Origin of the sequence: Marinifilum sp. RC60d5, assembly GCF_052400665.1 — a bacterium.
In the GTDB taxonomy this organism is placed as follows: domain Bacteria; phylum Bacteroidota; class Bacteroidia; order Bacteroidales; family Marinifilaceae; genus JBQTGK01.
In genome coordinates, this window is record NZ_JBQTGK010000004.1 from 321,806 (window position 1) to 343,600 (window position 21,795).

Annotated in this window: 12 protein-coding genes and 1 other RNA gene; 10 read left to right on the top strand and 3 right to left on the bottom strand. The window is 34.7% G+C overall.

Annotation, left to right across the window (positions count from 1 at the left end; genetic code table 11):
• Positions 1 to 16: 16 nt before the first annotated feature.
• From ACT3CE_RS11400 to ACT3CE_RS11415, 4 genes are all read left to right on the top strand, one after another.
• Positions 17 to 2,449: a Gldg family protein gene (locus tag ACT3CE_RS11400; RefSeq protein WP_444709905.1), complete on the top strand. Its 2,433-nt coding sequence runs from the start codon at positions 17 to 19 to the stop codon at positions 2,447 to 2,449.
• 84 nt (positions 2,450 to 2,533) lie between these two features.
• A complete protein-coding gene (locus ACT3CE_RS11405) occupies positions 2,534 to 3,862 on the top strand; it encodes a MutS-related protein (protein WP_444709906.1) in 1,329 nt (442 codons plus the stop codon).
• Between the two features lie 3 nt (positions 3,863 to 3,865).
• On the top strand, positions 3,866 to 5,191 hold the full coding sequence (locus ACT3CE_RS11410; RefSeq protein ID WP_444709907.1) for a MutS-related protein: 1,326 nt from the start codon (positions 3,866 to 3,868) through the stop codon (positions 5,189 to 5,191).
• Positions 5,192 to 5,254: 63 nt separating this feature from the next.
• Positions 5,255 to 6,463: a thioredoxin family protein gene (locus tag ACT3CE_RS11415; protein ID WP_444709908.1), complete on the top strand. Its 1,209-nt coding sequence runs from the start codon at positions 5,255 to 5,257 to the stop codon at positions 6,461 to 6,463.
• 428 nt (positions 6,464 to 6,891) lie between these two features.
• On the opposite strand, the gene ssrA is transcribed toward ACT3CE_RS11415, so the two are convergent.
• Positions 6,892 to 7,293: a transfer-messenger RNA gene (ssrA, locus tag ACT3CE_RS11420) on the bottom strand.
• 257 nt (positions 7,294 to 7,550) lie between these two features.
• Here ssrA and ACT3CE_RS11425 point away from each other — a divergent pair.
• Positions 7,551 to 8,783, top strand: coding sequence for an NAD(P)-dependent oxidoreductase (locus ACT3CE_RS11425; protein ID WP_444709909.1), 1,233 nt, complete (start codon positions 7,551 to 7,553; stop codon positions 8,781 to 8,783).
• 42 nt (positions 8,784 to 8,825) lie between these two features.
• Here the strand turns inward: ACT3CE_RS11425 and rpe are convergent, their stop codons facing one another.
• Positions 8,826 to 9,476 carry a ribulose-phosphate 3-epimerase gene (rpe, locus tag ACT3CE_RS11430; protein WP_444709910.1) on the bottom strand — a complete coding sequence of 217 codons (651 nt, stop codon included), beginning with the start codon at positions 9,474 to 9,476 and terminating at the stop codon, positions 8,826 to 8,828.
• Positions 9,477 to 9,588: 112 nt separating this feature from the next.
• Complete coding sequence (locus ACT3CE_RS11435; protein ID WP_444709911.1) at positions 9,589 to 10,455, bottom strand: sigma-70 family RNA polymerase sigma factor; 867 nt, start codon at positions 10,453 to 10,455, stop codon at positions 9,589 to 9,591.
• A gap of 309 nt (positions 10,456 to 10,764) precedes the next feature.
• Between ACT3CE_RS11435 and rho the strand changes: the two genes are divergently transcribed.
• The 5 genes from rho to ppdK all read left to right on the top strand — a co-directional run bounded on the left by rho (position 10,765) and on the right by ppdK (position 21,794).
• Positions 10,765 to 12,483, top strand: coding sequence for a transcription termination factor Rho (rho, locus tag ACT3CE_RS11440; protein WP_444709912.1), 1,719 nt, complete (start codon positions 10,765 to 10,767; stop codon positions 12,481 to 12,483).
• A gap of 298 nt (positions 12,484 to 12,781) precedes the next feature.
• The gene (locus tag ACT3CE_RS11445; protein ID WP_444709913.1) at positions 12,782 to 13,969 is read left to right on the top strand and encodes an AAA family ATPase; all 1,188 of its coding nucleotides are present in this window, start codon (positions 12,782 to 12,784) and stop codon (positions 13,967 to 13,969) included.
• A 61-nt stretch (positions 13,970 to 14,030) separates the two neighbouring features.
• The gene (gene nifJ, locus ACT3CE_RS11450) at positions 14,031 to 17,570 is read left to right on the top strand and encodes a pyruvate:ferredoxin (flavodoxin) oxidoreductase (RefSeq protein ID WP_444709914.1); all 3,540 of its coding nucleotides are present in this window, start codon (positions 14,031 to 14,033) and stop codon (positions 17,568 to 17,570) included.
• A gap of 164 nt (positions 17,571 to 17,734) precedes the next feature.
• Positions 17,735 to 18,748 (top strand): dihydroorotate dehydrogenase-like protein, encoded by a 1,014-nt coding sequence (locus ACT3CE_RS11455; protein ID WP_444709915.1) that lies wholly within the window; start codon positions 17,735 to 17,737, stop codon positions 18,746 to 18,748.
• A gap of 334 nt (positions 18,749 to 19,082) precedes the next feature.
• Entirely contained in the window at positions 19,083 to 21,794 is a 2,712-nt protein-coding gene (ppdK, locus tag ACT3CE_RS11460; protein WP_444709916.1) for a pyruvate, phosphate dikinase, read from the top strand.
• Position 21,795 lies beyond the last annotated feature (1 nt).

Genomic DNA, 21,795 nt, shown 5'->3' on the forward strand with positions numbered 1-21,795 from the left:
ATTTAAAATTGCGAGAATGGAACTTCAAAAAATGTTCTATTCTCCTATAGCATGGCTCATACTAATTATATTCGCTATTCAGGCAGGTATTGTATTTACAGGTTTATTCGGGACTGTTGTAAATTATAAAGAACTTGGCTATGGAACAGCAGAATTGACCACGAAAATATTTACAGGAAATAATGGATTCTATAAGCTTATTTCTAGCAATATCTATCTATATCTTCCTTTAATAACCATGGGCTTGTTAAGTAAAGAATTTGGTTCAGGGTCTATTAAACTGTTGTATTCATCTCCAATTTCGAATACGCAAATAGTACTCGGTAAGTTCTTATCGATGGTGTTTTTTGGATTTGCAATGACGTTCATTCTTTTCTTAATGGGTGTTTATGGTTGCTTCACCATTAAGATGTATGATTTTCCATTAGTACTAACAGGATTATTAGGTGTATTTTTATTGATTTGCACTTATTCAGCCATAGGACTATTTATGTCTTCTTTAACTTCCTACCAAGTAGTAGCCGCTATGGGCTCATTTGCTGCTTTCTTTGTTTTAAATCAAATAGGTAATATGTGGCAAGATATTGAGTTTGTGCGCAATATTACATACTGGTTACAACTTTCGGGTAGAAGTCAACCTTTTTATGATGGTTTAATATGTAGTGAGGATGTCCTATACTTTATTCTTGTTTCAGTATTGTTCATCACATTTACCATTCTAAAACTTAAAGGTATTAGAGAAAGAAGTCTTAGGTATATTTCTGCAATTAGATATGCATCAACTTTTGGTATAGTTGCACTTTTGGGGTACCTAACTACAATCCCATCATTTATGATATACCATGATTCAACACAAACAAAACTTCGAACACTAACTGAAAACAGCCAGGATATAATAGCTAAGCTTGATGGAAAGGTTAAAGTTACAACCTATGTTAACATCTTCGATCGTAATTTTTTCTATGGGGCACCTAATAAGATAAATGAAGACCGTGAAAGATTCATGCGATATATTAGGTTTTATCCTAATATGGAATTTGAGTACAAATACTATTATTTAGTACCTCAAGATAAAGCCGGACAAAAAGAATTTAAAAGAAGATTTAAAGATTTAACTGTAGAACAGGCTGTTTATAAGGCTTGTAAGACATATAAGGTAGATCCTAAAATGTTTAAGCCTGCAAGTGATTATGCCGATCAAATCGATCTTAAAGCTGAGCATGGGCGCTTTGTGAGAAAGATAGAGACTGAAGACGGTCAATCAACCATTTTACGTATCTATGATGATATGTTTGTTTTCCCGTTTGAGTCGCAGAAAACAGCAGCTTTTAAGCATCTAGTACAAGAGCTTCCACTTGTTGGATTTGTTGAGGGACATTCGGAGAGAGAGTTAAACGATTTTGGTTCTCGAGGATATTATTCAATGTCGCAAGATAAACCAATGAGAAATTCCCTACTGAATAATGGTTTTGATTTTATGTCTTTTGACTTATCTCAGGCAGTAGACAAGCGCGTTGATATTCTTATTATAAGTGGTGCAAAAACAGCTTATAATGACCAGGAAATGAAACATCTTAACGATTATATAGATCGTGGTGGGAATGTCATTTTTGCTTGTGATCGTAAGCGTCAATCTGTTATGAATCCTCTTGTTGAACGTTTGGGTGTTCAATTTATGGATGGCCAAGTCGTAGAGTATAATAAGGGGTATACACAAGAAATTGTTTCGGCTGATTTAACTACTGAAGGTGTGGCATTATCTTTCCCTTTCGATGTAATTATTGAAAAGAAAGGTTGCGTTGCTATGAATGGAACGGTTGGTATTCAGTATGACAAATCGAGCGAATTTAAGGCTACTCCTCTTTTGGTTACAGATTCAATTAAGAATTTACCTAAACGTAACGATCCAGAATTCCTGAGACAGCTCGAATTAGCTAAGAAAGAAAAAGGTAAAAAACAACTTTCTGAAACAGAGTCGATGATAATTGCTTCAGTTAAAGGAGAATTAGATGAAGAAGATCCTAATGAAGTGAAATTTATTGGATCTTGGAACGAACTTCAAACAACTGATTTTGAGGATGACGTTGCCATTTATAATCCAGAATTAGACGAAGTTGCAGGACCAGCTGCAGTAGCCTTGGCTTTAGAACGTAAAGTTGGTGCTAAGGATCAGCGAATTGTTGTGTTAGGAGACGCTGATGTTTTTAGTAATGGTGAACTTAGTAGGTTTAGAAAAGGAATTAAGGCAATGAACTTTGATTTTGCTATAGGTGTTTACTATTGGCTATCTGATAACGAAGTGCCAATCGATGTGCGCCGTCCAGATCATCCAGATAATGATATCTACCCAGCATCATTCCCTTTTGCTAATATTTTTTACAAATACATTTTAACAGCATTATTAGCACTTGCCAGCTTGTTAATTTGGTTAAGAAGAAGAGGTAGATAATAATTCAGTTTTAGATGTTCATGATGACAAAATTGTTTTCATGAACATCTAATTCAAATGTAGAATGATTCAAATATTTTTGGAATGGCATTTAAAGTAGATAATCAAACTATTAGTGATTTAAAGATCTTTGGTAGTAAAACCGGGAATGATATATTCAGTATATATAATCGGACTAAAACTCGAGGCGGAGGAAAGATTTTGAAGGATATGTTTCTTTATCCTCGATCTAGAAAAGAAGAGATAGAGAACCGTGTTAATATTATTAAATATTTTAAAAAGAATAAGATAAAGTTTCCATTTTCGGGGAGTTTATTTGATACTATAGAAGAGTATTTAAGCAAAACAGATCCTCGAACGCGTTTAACAGCTCACGCAGATGATCTTAAACGAAAGTTTAATCATGCCATTGGGTCCGACTTTGAATATCAATTGATTAATACTGGGGTTGAAAGTACCTTGGAATTTTTAAGTGTACTTAAGAGGTTTGTTTCAGAACTTGCAGAAAATAGTTCATCTACTGAAATTAATAAGGATATTCAATGTATAAAGGAAGTTTTGGATATTCCTGACCTTGCTTTTCTTAATAAGAATGAGAAATTAAGTAAGCTTTCTTATGCTAAAACAGTTGAATACGATCAAATATTAAGATTTACGATCGCAAAAGATATTACAAAACTACTCTTTTATACATACGACTTAGATGTTTATTGTGCAGTTGCTAAGGTTGCTCAGGAAAATAATTTTGCCTTTGCCGAGATAAATGATGGAGGATCAAATCATATTGAGATAAAAGGAGTGTATCATCCTTTGGTTGAAAATGCTATACCCAACGACATTACTATTGATGAAAATAGCAACATGATTTTTCTAACCGGAGCGAATATGGCCGGAAAGTCAACATTCATGAAAACATTTAGTATAGCGATATATATAGCGCACATGGGATTCCCTCTTCCTGCAAAGGAAATGCGATTTAGGATTCAAAATGGGATGTTTACTACCATTAACCTTGCTGATAATTTAAGTATGGGTTTCTCTCATTTCTATGCCGAAGTATCTCGTGTTAAGAAAGTAGCTGATAATGTGAATAGAAACGATCATCTAATTGTTGTTTTCGATGAGCTTTTTAGAGGAACGAATGTAAAGGATGCACATGAAGCAACGGTTGCTGTGATGGATGCTTTTGCTAATAAAAAAGGGTGCACGTTTATTATATCTACCCACATTATCGAAGCAGGGGAAGACCTAAAAAAGCTTAAGGATAATATTAAATTCTTATACCTCCCAACAGTAATGAATGGGCAGGTTCCCAAGTATACTTATAAGGTAAAAGAAGGAATAACGAGTGATCGTCACGGGATGATTATTATTCAGAATGAAAAAATTCTGGACATTTTAAATAACAATTAGATTATGATGGAATTTGTAACAGATCAACAGACTTTGGATGATCTTAATCTCCTTGGTCGATATAAAAACAATTCGATATTCAGCCTTTTTAATCATACCATTACAATTGGAGGAGGTCGATTACTTGAAAAGATGTTTCATGAGCCTTTAACAAATATTGAATCTATTAATTCACGAAAAAATATCTTTTCTTTTTTTGAAGAGCAAAATATTTCACTTCCTTTTGAAGGTAAAGAGTTTGAGCTGGTAGAGAATTATCTACGAAATTCAGAATCTAAGAATAGGGCACTAGCAGCATTTAATATCACAAGATCGAAAGTGCTGAACTTTATTGCAAATGAAGATGAATACCTAGTTTTTTTTGAAGGGCTTGAAGAAACCATTAACCTCCTATACAAATTAAATGGAATGATCACAAAGCTTCTGGCTGTATCAAGCAATAATGCCTATACCACCAAAGCTCTAGAGATCTCAGGACTATTGAATAATAGGCTTTTGGTGCAAATGTATGATTATAGAGCTGAAGGGAGTTTAAAGTTTAAAGATGTATTGAAATTTGACTACATCCTTAGGGCTCTTTTATCGGAGGAACTTGAACAACTCTTGAAAGAAATTTTTGAGTTAGACGTATATATTGCTGTTTCAAATGTGTCGAGAGAGAATGCCTACGTTTATGCTGAGGCTGTAAAAAAACAGGATAAATTTATTGACATTAAAGCAGTCTATCATCCAAGTGTTCCTAATGCCATTGCTAATGATGTCTTTATTGATGGAGCAAAGAATGTTTTCTTTTTAACAGGTGCAAATATGGCGGGTAAATCTACATTCATGAAATCCTTTGCCGTTGCAGTTTATATGGCTCATATGGGTTTTCCAGTTGCAGCAAAAGAGATGACTTTTTCTTTACATGATGGTATTTACACATCAATTAATGTTCCCGATAATATTGATTTAGGATTGAGTCACTTTTACGCAGAGGTGCTTCGAGTAAAAAAGATAGCTGAAGAGGTTGCTTCCGATAAACAGTTGTTGATCATTTTTGACGAGTTGTTTAAAGGAACTAATGTTAAAGATGCCTACGACGGTACAGTTTCAATTGTTAATGCTTTCTCCAAACGAAATGGTATTTATATAGTTTCAACTCACATTATGGAAGCCGGAGAAACACTACGTAGCAATAAGAGAATATTTTTCAGGTATCTGCCTACAGTTATGAAAGGCAACCTCCCTACGTACCCATATATTCTGGAAGATGGAATTACCGATGATCGTCAGGGAATGATCATCATCAAGAATGAAAAAATTCTGGATATAATTAATTCTAATTAAGAATTGAAATCGATTAACGAATAAAATAATCGGAGAAGTTTATTTCGAAAAAAAAATTAAAAAATGAAAAATGTAATTTTTATCCTATTTGCCTTATTTATTTCATCGAATTTATTGGGACAAGGAATTGAATTTGAACATGGTTCTTTAAGTGAAACTTTGAGTAAAGCTAAGAACGAAAACAAACTAGTTTTTATCGATTGTTATACCACATGGTGTGGTCCTTGTAAAATGTTATCTAAGAATGTCTTTACTCAGAAAGAGGTTGGGGATGTTTTTAATAAGCAGTTTATTAACCTGAAACTGGATTGTGAAAAAGGAGAAGGACTTGAAATAGCAAAGAAATATGCTATAGCAGCTTATCCAACGATGTTATTCCTTGATGGTGATGGAAATGTGAAACACACGCTTGTTGGTGGAGTTAGGGCTGCCGATTTAATAGAGAACGCCGCTATAGCTTTGGATCCAAGCAAACAAATAGGCGAATTACATAAACGATACGACAGTGGTGACCGTGAGGCTTTATTTATTGTATCCTATATTAAAGCACTTCGTTCGGCAAATGAAGCTGGAAAGCTGCAGGAAGTGGCAAAAGCTTTTATTGAGAATACACCTCAAAAAGAATTTATGACAGCAGCAGCTTTCGATGTGTTAGGTTATTCTGGTGCATTGGAGTTTAATAGTGAACTGTTTAAATATCTAGTGTCTAATAAAGATACGTTGGTTGCTAGTGAGGCAATTGGACAAGATAAATACCAGGGAATTATCAATCAGACAGTCGATATGTATTTGCGTCAATATCAAATACCAGGTACACTTGAAGAATTAAAAACGGATGTAGAAGTTGTTAAGCTTTATTTAGATTCTGCAACAGGTTCTAATGTTGAAAGTCAATTAGTGTCAGCGTTTTATCTTTCTAAGAAGGATTTTAATAAGTGGTTTGACTTGAATGTGAAACTGGCAGATGATACCTATCAGTTGAATGAAGAACTTGGAGAACGCATGCTTGCTCAAAGCATGATATCAATTGCTATGGATCCTCAATTTGCACAGGCTGATTTGTATCAAAAAGCAATTGATAAAATGGAATCCTTTGTAAAAGAGAGTAAAGCTTTAAATAATTATTTCTGTCTGTCGGCGCTATATAAGGCTAATGGTAATAAAGAAAAAGCCTTAGAAAATATTAATGTATTTATTTTGGAAAATGAAGAAGCTGGAGGTTCTATTGATCAAAGAATTAGCGCTTTTAAAGCTGAAATCGAAAATATGTAATTTATGTTAATATACTTAAGTAAGTAATTATTATTTCAAATTCATTTCGAGAGTTTAAATAAGCCTTGAAAAGTATGTTAACTGTTGAGCAGCCACAATTGGGAGTGTCTGCTTACTCTAAATAAGAGTAAAATACCATAGCTTGCTTAAAATCAATAATTAAAATTTTGTTATTGTTTGAATAGGTATCTAGTATTTCATTGTTTTAATAAAAAATATTTTTATATCGTGATTAAAGTAAAGCAGGTGGATAATTTAAAAGCACTTATCGCTTTCGCATTTCTAAAATCTTCAGTAAATATTTTTCAAATTTGTATCTATTGGTTTTATTGAGATATTAGAAACTCTACATAATACTATTGACTTAAAATAGGAGGAATAAGCAAAAAAACACCATTAAATCATTGATTTAATGGTGTTTTTATGTTAAGTGGAGCTGCAGGGAATCGAACCCTGGTCCAAACATGCGATTAACAGGCTTTCTACATGCGTAGTGATTTATTAATTTTAGACTAAGGATAGGGAAAGCACACCCGAGGCCTTAGCTTATCTTCTAAATTTCGCAGATAATCCGAAGCGTATTATCTGCTAACCCTGAATTGATAGCATCCAATTACTTACCGGAACAAGGTGGAACCATAAGCTGGATGTCTCGTCTCCACTCCTAGAGTGGTGATTAAGCTTTAATCTACTATGATTCGATTAAGCAGCAAGAGCGTAGTTATTTTCGCCAATTAAAAAGTGTGAGATCCGATATTTACGAGCTGGAATCACAACGCTCGACATGCTTACATATCAATTCTACATGCTGTCAAAACCACGTCAGCCCCTAGAATTCATGCAAAATTAGTAAAAAACTCATCATTGTGTAAGAATTTTATGAGTAATTAAAATTAATCTGCAATATTTTCTATTTATCAGACCATTACAAAGCTCAATTTTGAACATGAGGTGTTAAAAATTTAAATAAAAAACTGAATTCTGTTAAAAAATCATTAAATTGAAAGAAGAAGCTCCATTTTTTATTTGAAGAACTTGTAAAAAGTTCATTCAATTATTATTACTCACACCTAAATACAATTTATAAATGAGAAATAGAATTAGAGTTGGTGTTCTTCGTGAAACCAAAAATCCACCAGATAGGCGAGTTGCAATTCCTCCTTTAACAGGATTAAAAATTTTTAATAAATATGCTAATGTTAGTATCTTTATACAGCCTAGTGATATTAGATGTTTTACCGATGCGGAGTATAGAGAGCAAGGATATTTTTTAACTGAAGATTTAAGAGAATGTGATATATTGATAGGAGTGAAAGAAGTTAGTATTCCAACTTTAATTCCCAATAAGACCTATATATTTTTTTCACATACAGCAAAAAAACAATCTTATAATAAAGAATTATTACGTCAGATAATTAAAAGGAATATTACTCTTATTGATTACGAATATTTAACAACTCCAGAAAATAAAAGATTAGTGGCATTCGGACACTGGGCAGGTGTTGTTGGTGCATATAAAGCATTGCGAGCTAGAGGTATGCGTACTGATTTTTACGATTTGCCGCCTGCAAGTTCTTGTAAGGATATGGCTGAGATATATGATTACTTAAAAACAATACAGTTGAAGCCAATAAAAATTTTAGTTACAGGCGGAGGCCGTGTGGCAATGGGAGCAATGCAGACTATCAGAACTTTAAATTTGAAAGAGGTGAGTTCTGAAGAGTTTTTGTCCAAAGAATATGATATACCTGTAGTTTGCAGAATAGATCCTGATCAATATGTAGAAAGAAAAGATGGTGCTGATTTTGATTTAGAAGATTTTTATAGGTATCCGGAACTATATAGGTCTACTTTTAATAAATTTACAAAAGTGACTGATTTATTTATCGCATGTCATTACTGGGACCCGAAAGCTCCTAAATTTATCGAGCCTGAAGATTATAAAAATGAGGATTTTAAAATATCTGTCATTGCCGATGTGAGTTGTGATATTAATGGTCCAATTCCTTCAACTTTAAGAGCCTCGACAATTGCATCTTCTTTTTATGGTTACGATCGATTTAGTGGAGAAGAAACAATTCCTTTTGTTGATAAAAGAAATGTTACGGTTATGGCGGTTGATAATTTACCAGGCGAATTACCTAGAGATTCTTCTATTGATTTTGGGAAAGCTCTTTGTGAGAATGTGTACGGTGCTTTGTTTGGGAATGATCCCGATAAGATTATAGAGAGAGCTACTATTGCTAAAAATGGAAAATTAACGCCTAAGTTTGCTTACTTACAGGATTATCTAGAGGATGAAGATGAGGTAAAAGTATAAAGAAAGAGACCAAATGTAAAGCACTTGGTCTTTTCAAAGTTTTTATAAATTTTTCAATTTACTTATGGTTTCGTAAGGCTTTTGGGCTCCAAAAACAAAGCTTCCTGCAACTAAGGCATCGGCACCAGCTTCTATTAGTTTTTTACCTGTTTCTAGGTTCACTCCGCCATCAATTTCAATAAGTGTAGAGGCATTTTTTTCTTTTATTAGTTTGGAAATTTTTTCCACTTTCGAGTAGGTATTCTCAATAAAACTCTGACCTCCAAAACCCGGATTAACACTCATTAAAAGAACTAAATCAAGATCTGAAATTATATCTTCTAAAACATTAACTGGCGTATGCGGATTTAAAGAGACTCCTGCTTTCATTCCGTGCTGTTTAATATTTTGTACGGTTCGGTGAAGATGAGTACAAGCTTCATAATGTACAGTTAGATAGTCGGCACCCGCTTTTTGAAAAGCTTCTACATATCTGTCCGGATCAATAATCATTAAATGAACATCGAGCGGTTTTTTGGCAATTTTATTAATTTGTTCGACAACTGGCAGACCGTATGAAATGTTAGGAACAAAAACTCCGTCCATAATATCTAGGTGAAACCAGTCTGCTTCACTCTTGTTTACCATCTCAATATCGTCTTTCAAATTTGTAAAATCTGCTGCTAAAAGCGAAGGCGAAATAATAGTTTGCATTTGATTGTTTAGTTTAATTTGTATTTTTGGCAAAGATATAATTAAAAAAGGACAAGAAATGAAAATTGTGTTTTTCGTCTCTTATCCTTCTGCTATTATTTTTAAATCAGGATTATTCTCCTAAATAAGTTTTTAAAATTTTGCTTCTAAAAGCAGATTTCATTCTTTTAATTGCTTTTTCTTTAATCTGGCGAACCCTTTCACGTGTAAGTCCAAATTCCTTTCCTATTTCTTCAAGAGAATAAGGTGGTTTTCCATTTAGGCCAAAGTATAATCTAATTATAGAAGCTTCTCTTTTCGAGAGAGTAGATAAAGATCTCTCAATTTCTTTTCTTAGTGAATCGCGTATTAAGCTTTTATCAGGGCTAATATCGTCATTACTCAATAAAATATCATATAATGTATTTTCTTCATCTGGATTTATAGGTGCATCCATAGAAACATGTCTTCCAGAGGCTTTTAAAGCTTCCTTTACATCTTTAGGGCTCATTTCTAAGATGTTGGCTATTTCATCGGGTGAAGGTTCACGTTGATATTCCTGTTCTAATTGAGCGAATGTTTTGTTGATTTTATTGATAGAGCCAATTTTATTTAGAGGAAGGCGAACAATTCTTGCTTGTTCGGCCAAAGCCTGTAGAATTGATTGGCGAATCCACCAAACGGCATAAGAGATAAATTTAAATCCTCGAGTTTCATCAAATCGCTGGGCAGCCTTAATTAATCCTAAATTTCCTTCGTTAATTAAATCGGGTAAGCTTAAACCTTGGTTTTGATATTGCTTGGAAACAGATACAACAAAACGTAGATTACATTTAATCAGTCGATCCAGAGCTTTTTTGTCACCATTCTTAATTTGTCTGGCAAGTTTTACCTCTTCTTCAGCAGAAATTAGTTCAACTTTACCAATTTCATGAAGATACTTGTCTAGCGATGGAGTCTCCCTGTTTGTTACTTGTTTGGTTATTTTTAGCTGTCTCATATTGGATTTAGTGGTATAAAATGAGCCAAATCGATTTGTCCATTAATATTTTAAATATAATAAAATGATTTAAAAAATGAAATTGAAACGAGTAGACAAATGTTAAAATTCAATTATATTGAACCTATTAAAATTATCAAATAGATAAAACTGTAATTATTTTTTGCGCATTTATAACTAAATGTGTAATATTGCATTTGAATTCCGATTGATTCTTCTCATTTAGAGGTCGAAAGATCAGGTTCCGTATTGTTCAAATACAATTCTATCTAAAAAAAGAAATTACCCAAAAATATTAATAAAATTTTTATGTACGATATTCTTGAATTAAACAAGAAGCTTGTGCCTGAATTGCGAGAAATCGCTAAAGAACTCAAGATTAAGAAAATTGAGTCGTTCAAAAAGCAAGATTTGATTTATAAAATCCTTGATCAACAGGCAATTGTGGCTTCTGAAATGAAGACTTCTGAGAAAAAAGCTCCGCGAAAGAGAGCTAAAAAAGCAGAAGGAGAGGCAAAGGTTGAAGAAGATCAACCAAAAATAAAGCTACGCAGAAGAAGAAAAACAGAACAACCAGTTAAGGATGTTGTTCGTAAAGCTGCAGCTCAAATTGAAACAGAAGAGAAACCAGAATCTCCAGTTAAAGAAAAACGTAAAGAACGTAAAACTGTTGAGGCGAAGGAAAAAGCTGTAAAAGCAGAGAAAACCGATAAAAAAGACGCTCCTAAAGTTTCCAAAGAGGAAAAAATAACTTCCGAAAAACCAGAGCGTTCAGAGCGACAAGTGCGCCCAGAAAGAACGGAAAAACACGATCGCCCAGAAAAACAGGATCGAGTTGAAAGACAAGAAAAGTCTAATCAACCTAGAAAAAGATTCGAAAAGAGAGAGAAAGAGAAGCTTTTTGAATTTGATGGAATTATTAATAGTTCCGGAGTGTTGGAAATTATGCCTGATGGTTATGGATTTCTTCGTTCATCTGATTATAATTATTTGAATTCTCCTGATGATATTTATGTTTCTCAATCTCAAATAAAATTATTTGGATTAAAAACAGGTGATACAGTTAATGGAACAATTCGTCCTCCTAAAGAAGGTGAAAAATATTTTCCATTAATTAAGGTTGCCGAGATTAATGGACGTTTACCTGATGTTATCAGAGATAGAGTTCCTTTTGATCACTTGACTCCTTTATTTCCAGATGAGAAATTTAATTTAACAGGGAAGGGTAGAAGTTCATTATCAACCCGTGTAGTTGATATGTTTGCACCTATTGGTAAAGGGCAGCGTGGTTTAATAGTAGCTCAGCCAAAAACTGGTAAAACCGTATTGTTAAAAGAAGTTGCAAATGCAATTGCTGAGAATAATCCTGAGGCTTACATGATTATTCTATTAATTGATGAACGTCCGGAAGAGGTTACCGACATGGCTAGAAGTGTAAATGCCGAAGTTGTTTCTTCGACATTCGATGAGCCTGCAGAGCGTCACGTTCGTGTTGCAAATATCGTATTAGAGAAAGCAAAACGTATGGTTGAATGTGGACACGATGTGGTAATTCTACTCGATTCAATTACACGTTTAGCTCGTGCTTACAATACAGTTTCTCCTGCTTCAGGGAAAGTGCTTTCTGGTGGTGTTGATGCAAACGCATTACACAAGCCTAAGCGTTTCTTTGGTGCAGCTCGTAATATCGAAAATGGTGGTTCGCTTACAATTTTGGCAACAGCCTTAACCGAAACTGGTTCTAAAATGGACGAAGTAATCTTCGAAGAATTTAAAGGAACTGGTAATATGGAATTGCAGCTTGATCGTAAATTATCGAATAAGCGTATTTATCCTGCTGTAGATATTACTGCATCAAGTACTCGTAGAGAAGATCTTCTTTTAGATGAGAATCAGCTAAACAGAATTTGGGTGCTTCGAAATTTCTTAACAGATATGAACTCTGTTGAAGCAATGCAGTTTATTAGTGATAGAATGCGAAAAACCCGTTCAAATGAAGAATTCTTAATTTCGATGAACGATAAGTAGTAATCGTATTATAAAAAATATGTCAGGAGGCAGTAGGTGATTTACCTATTGCCTCTTTTTTGTTCTATACTGGCTTGTTTTATCCGGATTTTCTAATGTTGATGAGGATTTTTCTAAAATATATAATATGTAATGATTTTATACTTGTTGTGGCTAATGATTTAAAAATTAATGATTAGTGATATTTTTGGAGCTTATTTTAAATAAGTATAAATAGCAAAAAAGGAGTAGTTTTGTAATCTCTAGATAGCAGAAATAGATTTTATTCTATAAATTTGCGAAGTAAATTCTACAAAATATGGACACCTTATTACAGACTCATAATAGTTTGTTGAAAAACAAAAAGAGCAATATTAGACGAGAATTAGCCGATCAGATTGATTGGTCTCAGCGTTTAATAGCGATAAAGGGCGCCCGAGGAGTAGGTAAAACTACTTTCCTTCTGGACTATGTTCGTGAGCATTGTGCAAACGATAAAACTTGTTTGTACATTAATATGAACAATCTCTTTTTTACTGAAAGAGGTTTGGTTTCTTTTGTCGATGAATTTTATAAAAAAGGTGGAAAGCTTTTGTTGCTCGATCAAATTCATAAATATCCCGAATGGGCTCAGGATTTGAAAATTTGCTATGAGCAGTATTCTGGTTTAAAGATTATTTTTACAGCATCTTCTATTTTACGAGTTAAAACAAATGAAATTCTTAAAGATTGTGTAAACGTTTATTATTTAAATGGTTTATCGTTCCGTGAATTTCTTAATCATGAAACAAATAATAAATTTAGAAGTTATTCTTTAGAAGATATTCTTAAAAATCATGAGTCAATTGTAGAAGGCATTCTTGAAAAAGTTAGGCCTTTGGCATATTTTACAGATTATCTGCAGCATGGGTATTATCCATGTTATCAGGAGGATAGGAGTTTTATCGATAGTTTATTGAAAATTGTCAACCTAATGTTAGAATTTGATATAACCTACCTAAATCAAATAGAACTTAAATATCTGCCTAAACTTAAAAAATTACTTTACATTATATCGGGTAGTGTACCCTTTCAACCCAATGTTAGTAAGCTCGCAAACGACGTAGAAACATCAAGAGCAACAATAATGAATTACTTGCGTTATTTAAAAAATGCAAGATTAATACGCTTATTAAATACCAAAGAAAGCTATAAAGATTCATCAAAGAAACCAAATAAAGTATATTTGCATAATACCAATCTTCTTTATGCAATCTCTCCTGACAATATAGATGAGGAAACTCTAAGAGAAACATTTTTCTATAATCAGGTTGAGCAAGGAAGGTTAATTACTAGTACCGATATGGGGCACTTTATGGTTGATGATAAATATAGCTTCTATATTTCGGATAGTTCAAACAATTTAGATTCAAAACTTAGAACCGAGAATTGTTTTGAAGCTGCCGATATGATCGAGCGCGGTGAAGGAAATAAGATTCCTTTGTGGTTGTTCGGTTTTTTATATTAGAGAAATAGATAACAGAAATAAATTTAAACTACCATTAATTAAAATTAATTGGAGGCGTAAAATGGCAAGAGAAAAAAAATTCATTACCTGCGATGGTAATGCAGCAGCCGCTCACGTAGCGTATATGTTTAGTGAGGTGTCTTGTATTTACCCAATCACACCATCTTCACCTATGGCTGAATATGTTGATGAATGGGCTGCTCAAGGTCGTAAAAACCTTTTTGGCGAAACTGTTCAGTTAGTAGAAATGCAGTCGGAAGCTGGTGCAGCAGGTGCTGTACACGGATCTTTGCAAGCCGGTGCATTAACAACTACTTATACTGCATCACAAGGATTATTGTTGATGATTCCTAACATGTACAAAATTGCTGGTGAGTTATTACCATGTGTATTCCACATTAGTGCACGTGCTCTTGCAGCACAAGCCTTAAGTATCTTTGGAGATCATTCTGATGTGTATTCTGCTCGTCAAACTGGTTTTGCAATGTTAGCTTCAGGTTCTGTTCAGGAAGTAATGGATCTTTCTGCAGTATCTCACTTAACAGCAATTAAATCTAGAGTTCCTTTCATGAACTTCTTTGATGGTTTCCGTACTTCTCACGAGATTCAGAAAATCGAAGCTGTTGATATGGAAGACATGAGAGATCTAGTAGATCAAGAAGCTCTTCAGGCTTTCCGTGATCGTGCTTTAAATCCAGAAGCTCCTGTAACTAGAGGTACTGCTCAGAATCCTGATGTATACTTCCAGTCTCGAGAAGCTGCTAACCCATTTTACGATGCGGTTCCAGATATTGTTGCTGACTATATGAGTGAAATTACCAAAATTACAGGAAGAGAATACAAGCCTTTCATGTATTATGGTGCTGAAGATGCTGAAAATATTATTATCGCAATGGGCTCTGTGAATGAAACCATTAAAGAAGCGATTGATTATAAAATGGCTAACGGCGAAAAAGTAGGTGTTGTTTGTGTTCACTTGTATCGTCCATTCTCAGCTAAGCATTTCCTAAGCGTTATTCCAGAATCTGTAAAACGTATCTGTGTTCTTGATCGTACTAAAGAAACTGGTGCTAATGGTGAGCCATTGTATCTTGACGTAAGAGAAGTATTTTACGGAAAAGAAAATGCTCCATTAGTAATTGGAGGTCGCTACGGATTAGGTTCTAAAGATGTAACTCCTTCGCAAATTGTTGCAGTTTATAAAAACTTAGCAATGAACGAACCTAAAAATCAATTTACTTTAGGTATTGTTGATGATGTTACTTTTACATCTCTTCCAATGTTACCTGAAGTGAAAATGAATTCAGAGTCTCTTTACGAAGCTAAATTCTACGGTTTAGGTTCTGATGGTACTGTGGGTGCTAACAAAAACTCAATTAAAATTATTGGGGGTTCAACCGATAAATATTGTCAAGCTTATTTTGCTTACGATTCAAAAAAATCAGGTGGATTTACCGCTTCTCACCTACGTTTCGGTGATGAGCCAATCCGCTCTACATATCTAGTAACTACTCCTGATTTTGTTGCATGTCACGTTCCTGCTTACGTATATCTATATGATGTATTAAAAGGATTGAAAAAGGGTGGTTCATTCCTATTGAACTCAATTTATGATGCTGAAGAAACTGTTAAGAATCTTCCCAATAGCATGAAAAAGTACATGGCTGAAAATGAGATTAAATTCTACATTATCAACGGTACTAAATTGGGTGAAGAACTTGGTCTTGGATCAAGAACCAATACAATTATGCAATCAGCATTCTTCAAAATTACTGGTGTAATTCCATTCGAATTAGCTGTTGAAGAGATGAAAAAAGCGATTGTTAAGTCTTATGGTAAAAAAGGTGAGAAAATCGTAAATATGAACTATGCTGCAGTTGATGCAGGTGGTGAGAATGTTGTGGAAGTTGAAGTTTCTGCTGATTGGAAAAACCTTGAGGATACCAAAGAGGTTGTTGATAAAAGCGATCGTCCTGAATTTGTAGCTAAGGTATGTGATCCAATGAATGCGCAAGCAGGTGATGATTTAACTGTTTCAGCATTTAAAGGTCGTGAAGATGGTACATTCCCTAATGGAACTACGAAATTTGAAAAACGTGGTGTTGCTGTTAGTGTTCCTGAGTGGAACGAGGAAACTTGTATTCAATGTAACCAGTGTGCTTACGTTTGTCCTCATGCTGCAATTCGTCCATTCATATTAACAGAAGAAGAAGTTGCTGCTGCACCAGAAGGAACTGCGGTTAAGCCTGCTACTGGGAAAGACTTAAAAGGTCTTAGCTTCCGTATTCAGGTTGCTGTGGAAGACTGTACAGGTTGTGGTAACTGTGCTGATGTATGTCCAGCTCCTAAGGCTAAAGCTTTAGTGATGAAGCATCTTGAAACTCAGGAAGCTGAGAAAGAAAGATGGCATTATATGGATGAAAAAGTAGGTTACAAAGAATTGTTACCTAAAAATAATGTGAAAAATTCACAATTTGCTCAACCATTATTCGAGTTCTCAGGAGCTTGTGCTGGTTGTGGTGAAACTCCATATATCAAATTAATTACACAATTGTTTGGTGAGAGAATGATGGTTGCTAATGCTACTGGTTGTTCTTCTATTTACGGTGGTTCTGCTCCTTCAACTCCATATTGTAAAAACAATAAGAGTGGTAAAGGTCCAGCTTGGGCTAACTCATTGTTCGAAGATAATGCTGAATTTGGTTTCGGTATGAATGAAGGGGTTCGTAAAATGCGTAACCGTATTGAACTTCGTATGCAAAATGCTATGGAAGAAGTAAATGCTGATACTAAAGCTGCATTTGCTGAATGGCTAGAGAACAAAGACAATGGTGAAGCTTCTGTAGCTGCTTCTGCAAAAGTTGAAGAAGCTCTTGCTAACGAATCTCACCCTGTTGCTAAAGAAATTCTTAACATTAAGAATTATCTAATTAAGAAGTCTCAATGGATTTTCGGTGGTGACGGTTGGGCTTATGATATCGGATTTGGTGGATTAGATCACGTATTGGCTTCTGGTGAGGATGTAAATGTTTTAGTAATGGATACTGAAATTTATTCTAACACTGGTGGACAAGCTTCTAAAGCAACTCCAGTTGGTGCTGTTGCTAAATTTGCTGCTGCTGGTAAACGTATCAGAAAGAAAGACCTTGGAATGATTGCAATGTCTTACGGATATGTTTATGTAGCTCAGGTAGCTATGGGAGCAAATCAAGCTCAATACATGAAAGCTATTAAAGAGGCTGAAGCTTATCCAGGACCATCTTTGATTATTGCTTATGCTCCTTGTATTTCTCATGGATTAAAAGCATCTATGGGTAAATCACAAGCAGAAGAGAAAAAAGCTGTTGAAGCTGGATACTGGCACTTGTATCGTAATAACCCAGCATTAGAGAATGACGGTAAAAACCCATTCACTCTTGATTCAAAAGAGCCTAAGTGGGAGAATTTCCAAGATTTCTTATTGGGTGAGGTTCGCTATACTTCATTACAGAAATCATTCCCTGAGCAAGCACAAGAATTATTTGTTGCTGCTGAAGAGAATGCTAAATGGAGATTTAAGACTTACAAACGTCAAGCTGCTTTAGATTATTCTGAAGAATAAATCTTATTCTTACTATATAAAAGGGATTCCAGTTTTTGGAATCCCTTTTTTTATTAGTGTTTAAAGCCTATTTGCTGATCTTTAGATTTTTATCTCAATTTTAGGTTTGAGTATTTCGTTTGAATGTACTATCTTTATTTAGATTGAAAATAAATAAAGATGATATGGCAAAATTAAACGTAGAATTTATGGGGATAAATTTAAAAAATCCCATAATAGTTGGAGCATGTACCTATTCGGCAAGTGTTGAAGGTGCAAAGGAACTTGAACAAGCAGGAGCTGCTGCCATTGTGTATAAATCTCTTTTTGAAGAGCAGATACAAATGGAGCAAGCTCAATTTTCTGATGAGTTAGATGAATATGCAGAACGAAATGCAGAAATGATTTCATTATTTCCAGCATTGGAACATGCCGGGCCTAAAGAGCATTTACTTAAGTTGGAAGAGGTAAAAAGGAATGTAAATATTCCAATAATCGCAAGTCTTAATTGTTTGTATGATGTAACCTGGTTTGACTATGCTGTGCAATTAGAAAAAACAGGAGTTGACGCATTGGAACTAAATTTTTATCAATTGCCGGTAGATGCTGAAAAAACAGCATGGCAAATAGAAGATGATAAAGTAAAAATTGTAGAAACTTTAAAAAAGAGGTTATCTATTCCTTTTTCAATTAAGTTAAGTCCCTATTATACTAATATGTCTAATTTTATTCATCGCTTAGATCAGGCAGGAGCATCAGCTTTTGTCTTGTTTAATAGATTGTTTCAGCCTGAAATTAATGTAAATACCCAAAAACATGTTTCTAATTTTAATTTAAGTAATCAGGGAGACTATAAATTAGGATTACGTTATGTAGGTTTAATGCACAAGAAGATAAAAGGAGAACTATGTGGTTCAAATGGTATTTATTCTCACGAAGATATTATTCAAATGATACTAAGTGGTGCAGATGCTGTACAAATGGTAAGTGCTATTTACAAAAATAAACCATCCTATATAACTCAGGTTTTATCAGAGCTGGAAAATTGGATGGATAATCAAGGATATAAATCTATAGGTGAGTTTAAAGGTAAATTATCAGATAATGTGTTAGGTGCTTCGGATGTTTATTATAGGGTACAATATCTTGATTACCTACTTTATCCTGAAGGATCAAAACATAAGGAAAGAATGAGATAGTGAATTAATTATATAAACATAATATATTGATATAAAATACTTACTTTTGTGCTTATTGTAAATCGGATATAAAGAGTTTAATTTTTCGCAAACGTTTGAATAGTAAATCTGTACAGTGGATAAAATTTTATTCTCAAAAGCCTCTCAAATGAGTAATTATTATTTTTTTTTTGAAAAAAGAAAACTATTTTTGTGTGCGTATTTCGAATTGACATTTGTCATATGTAATCCCTTTAAATTTATTGTTTTAAATAAATAAATACTAATAATATAATTGTTGTTAAAGATTCTGCTGTTTTAGAACTTTAACAAGTAAAACTAAAAAGCGATAATTATGAGTACTAAGTACGTTTATACTTTTGGTGATGGTAAGGCCGAAGGTAAAGCAGACATGAGAAATTTGCTTGGAGGTAAGGGTGCTAACCTTGCTGAAATGAACCTAATCGGTGTTCCAGTACCTGCTGGTTTCACTATCACTACTGACGTTTGTACTGATTACAACAAGCTTGGAAAAGATGCTGTTGTAGCAATGATCAAAGATCAGGTAGAGGCTGCTGTAGCTGATACAGAAAAAGCAATGAACGCAAAATTTGATGCAAAAGATGGTTTTCCATTGTTGTTATCTGTTCGTTCTGGTGCTCGTGCTTCTATGCCAGGTATGATGAATACCGTTCTTAATCTAGGTATGAATGATGATACTGTTAAGATTGTAGCAAAATATTCTGAAAACGAAAAATTTGCTTACGATTCATATCGTCGTTTCATCCACATGTACGGTGATGTTGTAATGGGTGTTGAAGCAGAAGAAGGAAAGCACAATCCTTTCGAGATTGTTCTTGACGAAATGAAAGAATCTAAAGGTTATAAAGTTGATACTGAATTAACAGTTGAAGACCTTAAGGCTCTTGTTGAAGGTTACAAAGCGGTTATCCGTGAGCACGCAGGTGTTGATTTCCCAACAAATCCTTGGGATCAGCTTTGGGGTGCTGTTTGCGCTGTATTCGATTCTTGGGATACTGAAAGAGCTATTCTTTACCGTAGAATGGAAGGTATTCCAGACGATTGGGGTACTGCAGTAAATGTTCAGGCAATGGTATATGGTAACATGGGTGAAACTTCTGCTACAGGAGTTTGTTTCTCTCGTGATGCTGCTACTGGTGAAGATTTATTCAATGGTGAGTACTTGATTAATGCACAAGGTGAAGACGTTGTTGCTGGTGTTCGTACTCCTCTTGAGATTACAACTATTGGATCTAAACGTTGGGCTGAGCGTAACGGTACTTCTGAAGAAGAGCGTAAAGCTAATTTCCTTTCAATGGAAGAAGCTATGCCTGAGCTTTACAACGAATTAAATACAATCCAACAAAAATTAGAAGATCACTATACCGATATGCAGGATATGGAGTTCACCGTTCAACAAGGTAAACTTTGGATGTTGCAGACTCGTTCTGGTAAGCGAACTGGTGCAGCTATGGTAAAAATGGCTGTTGATATGTTGGAACAAGGTCTTATTGATGAGAAAACAGCTATTCTTCGTCAGGAGCCTAACAAATTAGATGAACTTTTACACCCTGTATTCGATAAATCAGCTCTAGAGGCTGCTAAAGAGATCTCTAAAGGTCTTCCTGCTTCTCCAGGTGCTGCTACAGGACAAATCGTATTTTCTGCAGAAGATGCTGAAGCATGGGCTGCTGAAGGTAAAAAAGTTGTTTTAGTACGTCGCGAAACTTCTCCAGAAGATTTGAAAGGTATGTACGCTGCTGAAGGTATTCTTACTGAACGTGGTGGTATGACTTCTCACGCTGCTGTTGTTGCTCGTGGTATGGGTAAATGTTGTATTTCTTCTGCTGCTGGTGTTCTAGTAACAGGAACTTCTATGACTATCAACGGTGTTGAATATAAAGAAGGTGATTTCATCTCATTAAACGGAACTACTGGTAAAGTTTACGAAGGTAAAGTTGCTACTATCACTCCTTCTTTAGATGGTGATTTCGGAAAAGTAATGGATTTGGCTGAGAAAAATAGCCGTATGTACGTTCGTACAAATGCTGATACACCTTCAGATGCTAAAGCTGCACGTGATTTTGGTGCTAAAGGTATTGGTCTGTGTCGTACAGAGCACATGTTCTTCGAAGGCGATAAGATCTGGAACATGCGTGAAATGATTCTTGCTGAAGATGTTGAAGGTCGTAAAGCTGCGTTGGCAAAATTACTTCCTGTTCAGAGAGAAGATTTCTCTGGTATTCTTGAGGCTATGGACGGTTTCGGTGTTACTATTCGTCTACTGGATCCACCATTGCACGAATTTACTCCTAACGATGCTGAATCTCAAGCTGAAATGGCTGAAAAATTAGGTATCGATGTATCTATCGTTAAAGCTAAAGTTGATTCTCTTCACGAAATTAACCCAATGTTGGGTCACCGTGGTTGTCGTCTAGGTAACACTTACCCAGAGATTACAGAGATGCAAGCTCGCGCGATTATGGAAGCTGCTTGTGATTTGAAAGCGAAAGGAAAAGATCCTAAGCCAGAGATTATGGTTCCATTAATCGGAACTTTAAAAGAATTCCAAATTCAGGAAGGCATTATCAGAGAAACTGCAGCTGCTGTTTTCGCTGAAAAAGGTGTTGAAGTTGATTTTATGGTAGGTACTATGATTGAAATTCCACGTGCTGCTCTTACTGCTGATCAAATTGCTGCACATGCTGAATTCTTCTCTTTCGGAACAAATGACTTGACTCAAATGGGATTCGGTTATTCTCGTGATGATGCTGCTAAATTCTTACCTATCTATATTGAAAAAGGTATCTTGAAAAACGATCCTTTCCAAGTATTAGATCAAGAAGGTATTGGTCAATTGGTGCGTATGGGTTGTGAAAAAGGAAAATCAACACGTAAAGATATCAAATTAGGTATCTGTGGTGAGCACGGTGGTGAGCCATCTTCTGTTGAGTTCTGTAACTCAGTAGGTATGGATTACGTTTCTTGTTCTCCTTTCCGTGTGCCTATTGCACGTCTAGCTGCTGCTCAGGCAAATTTAAGATAAT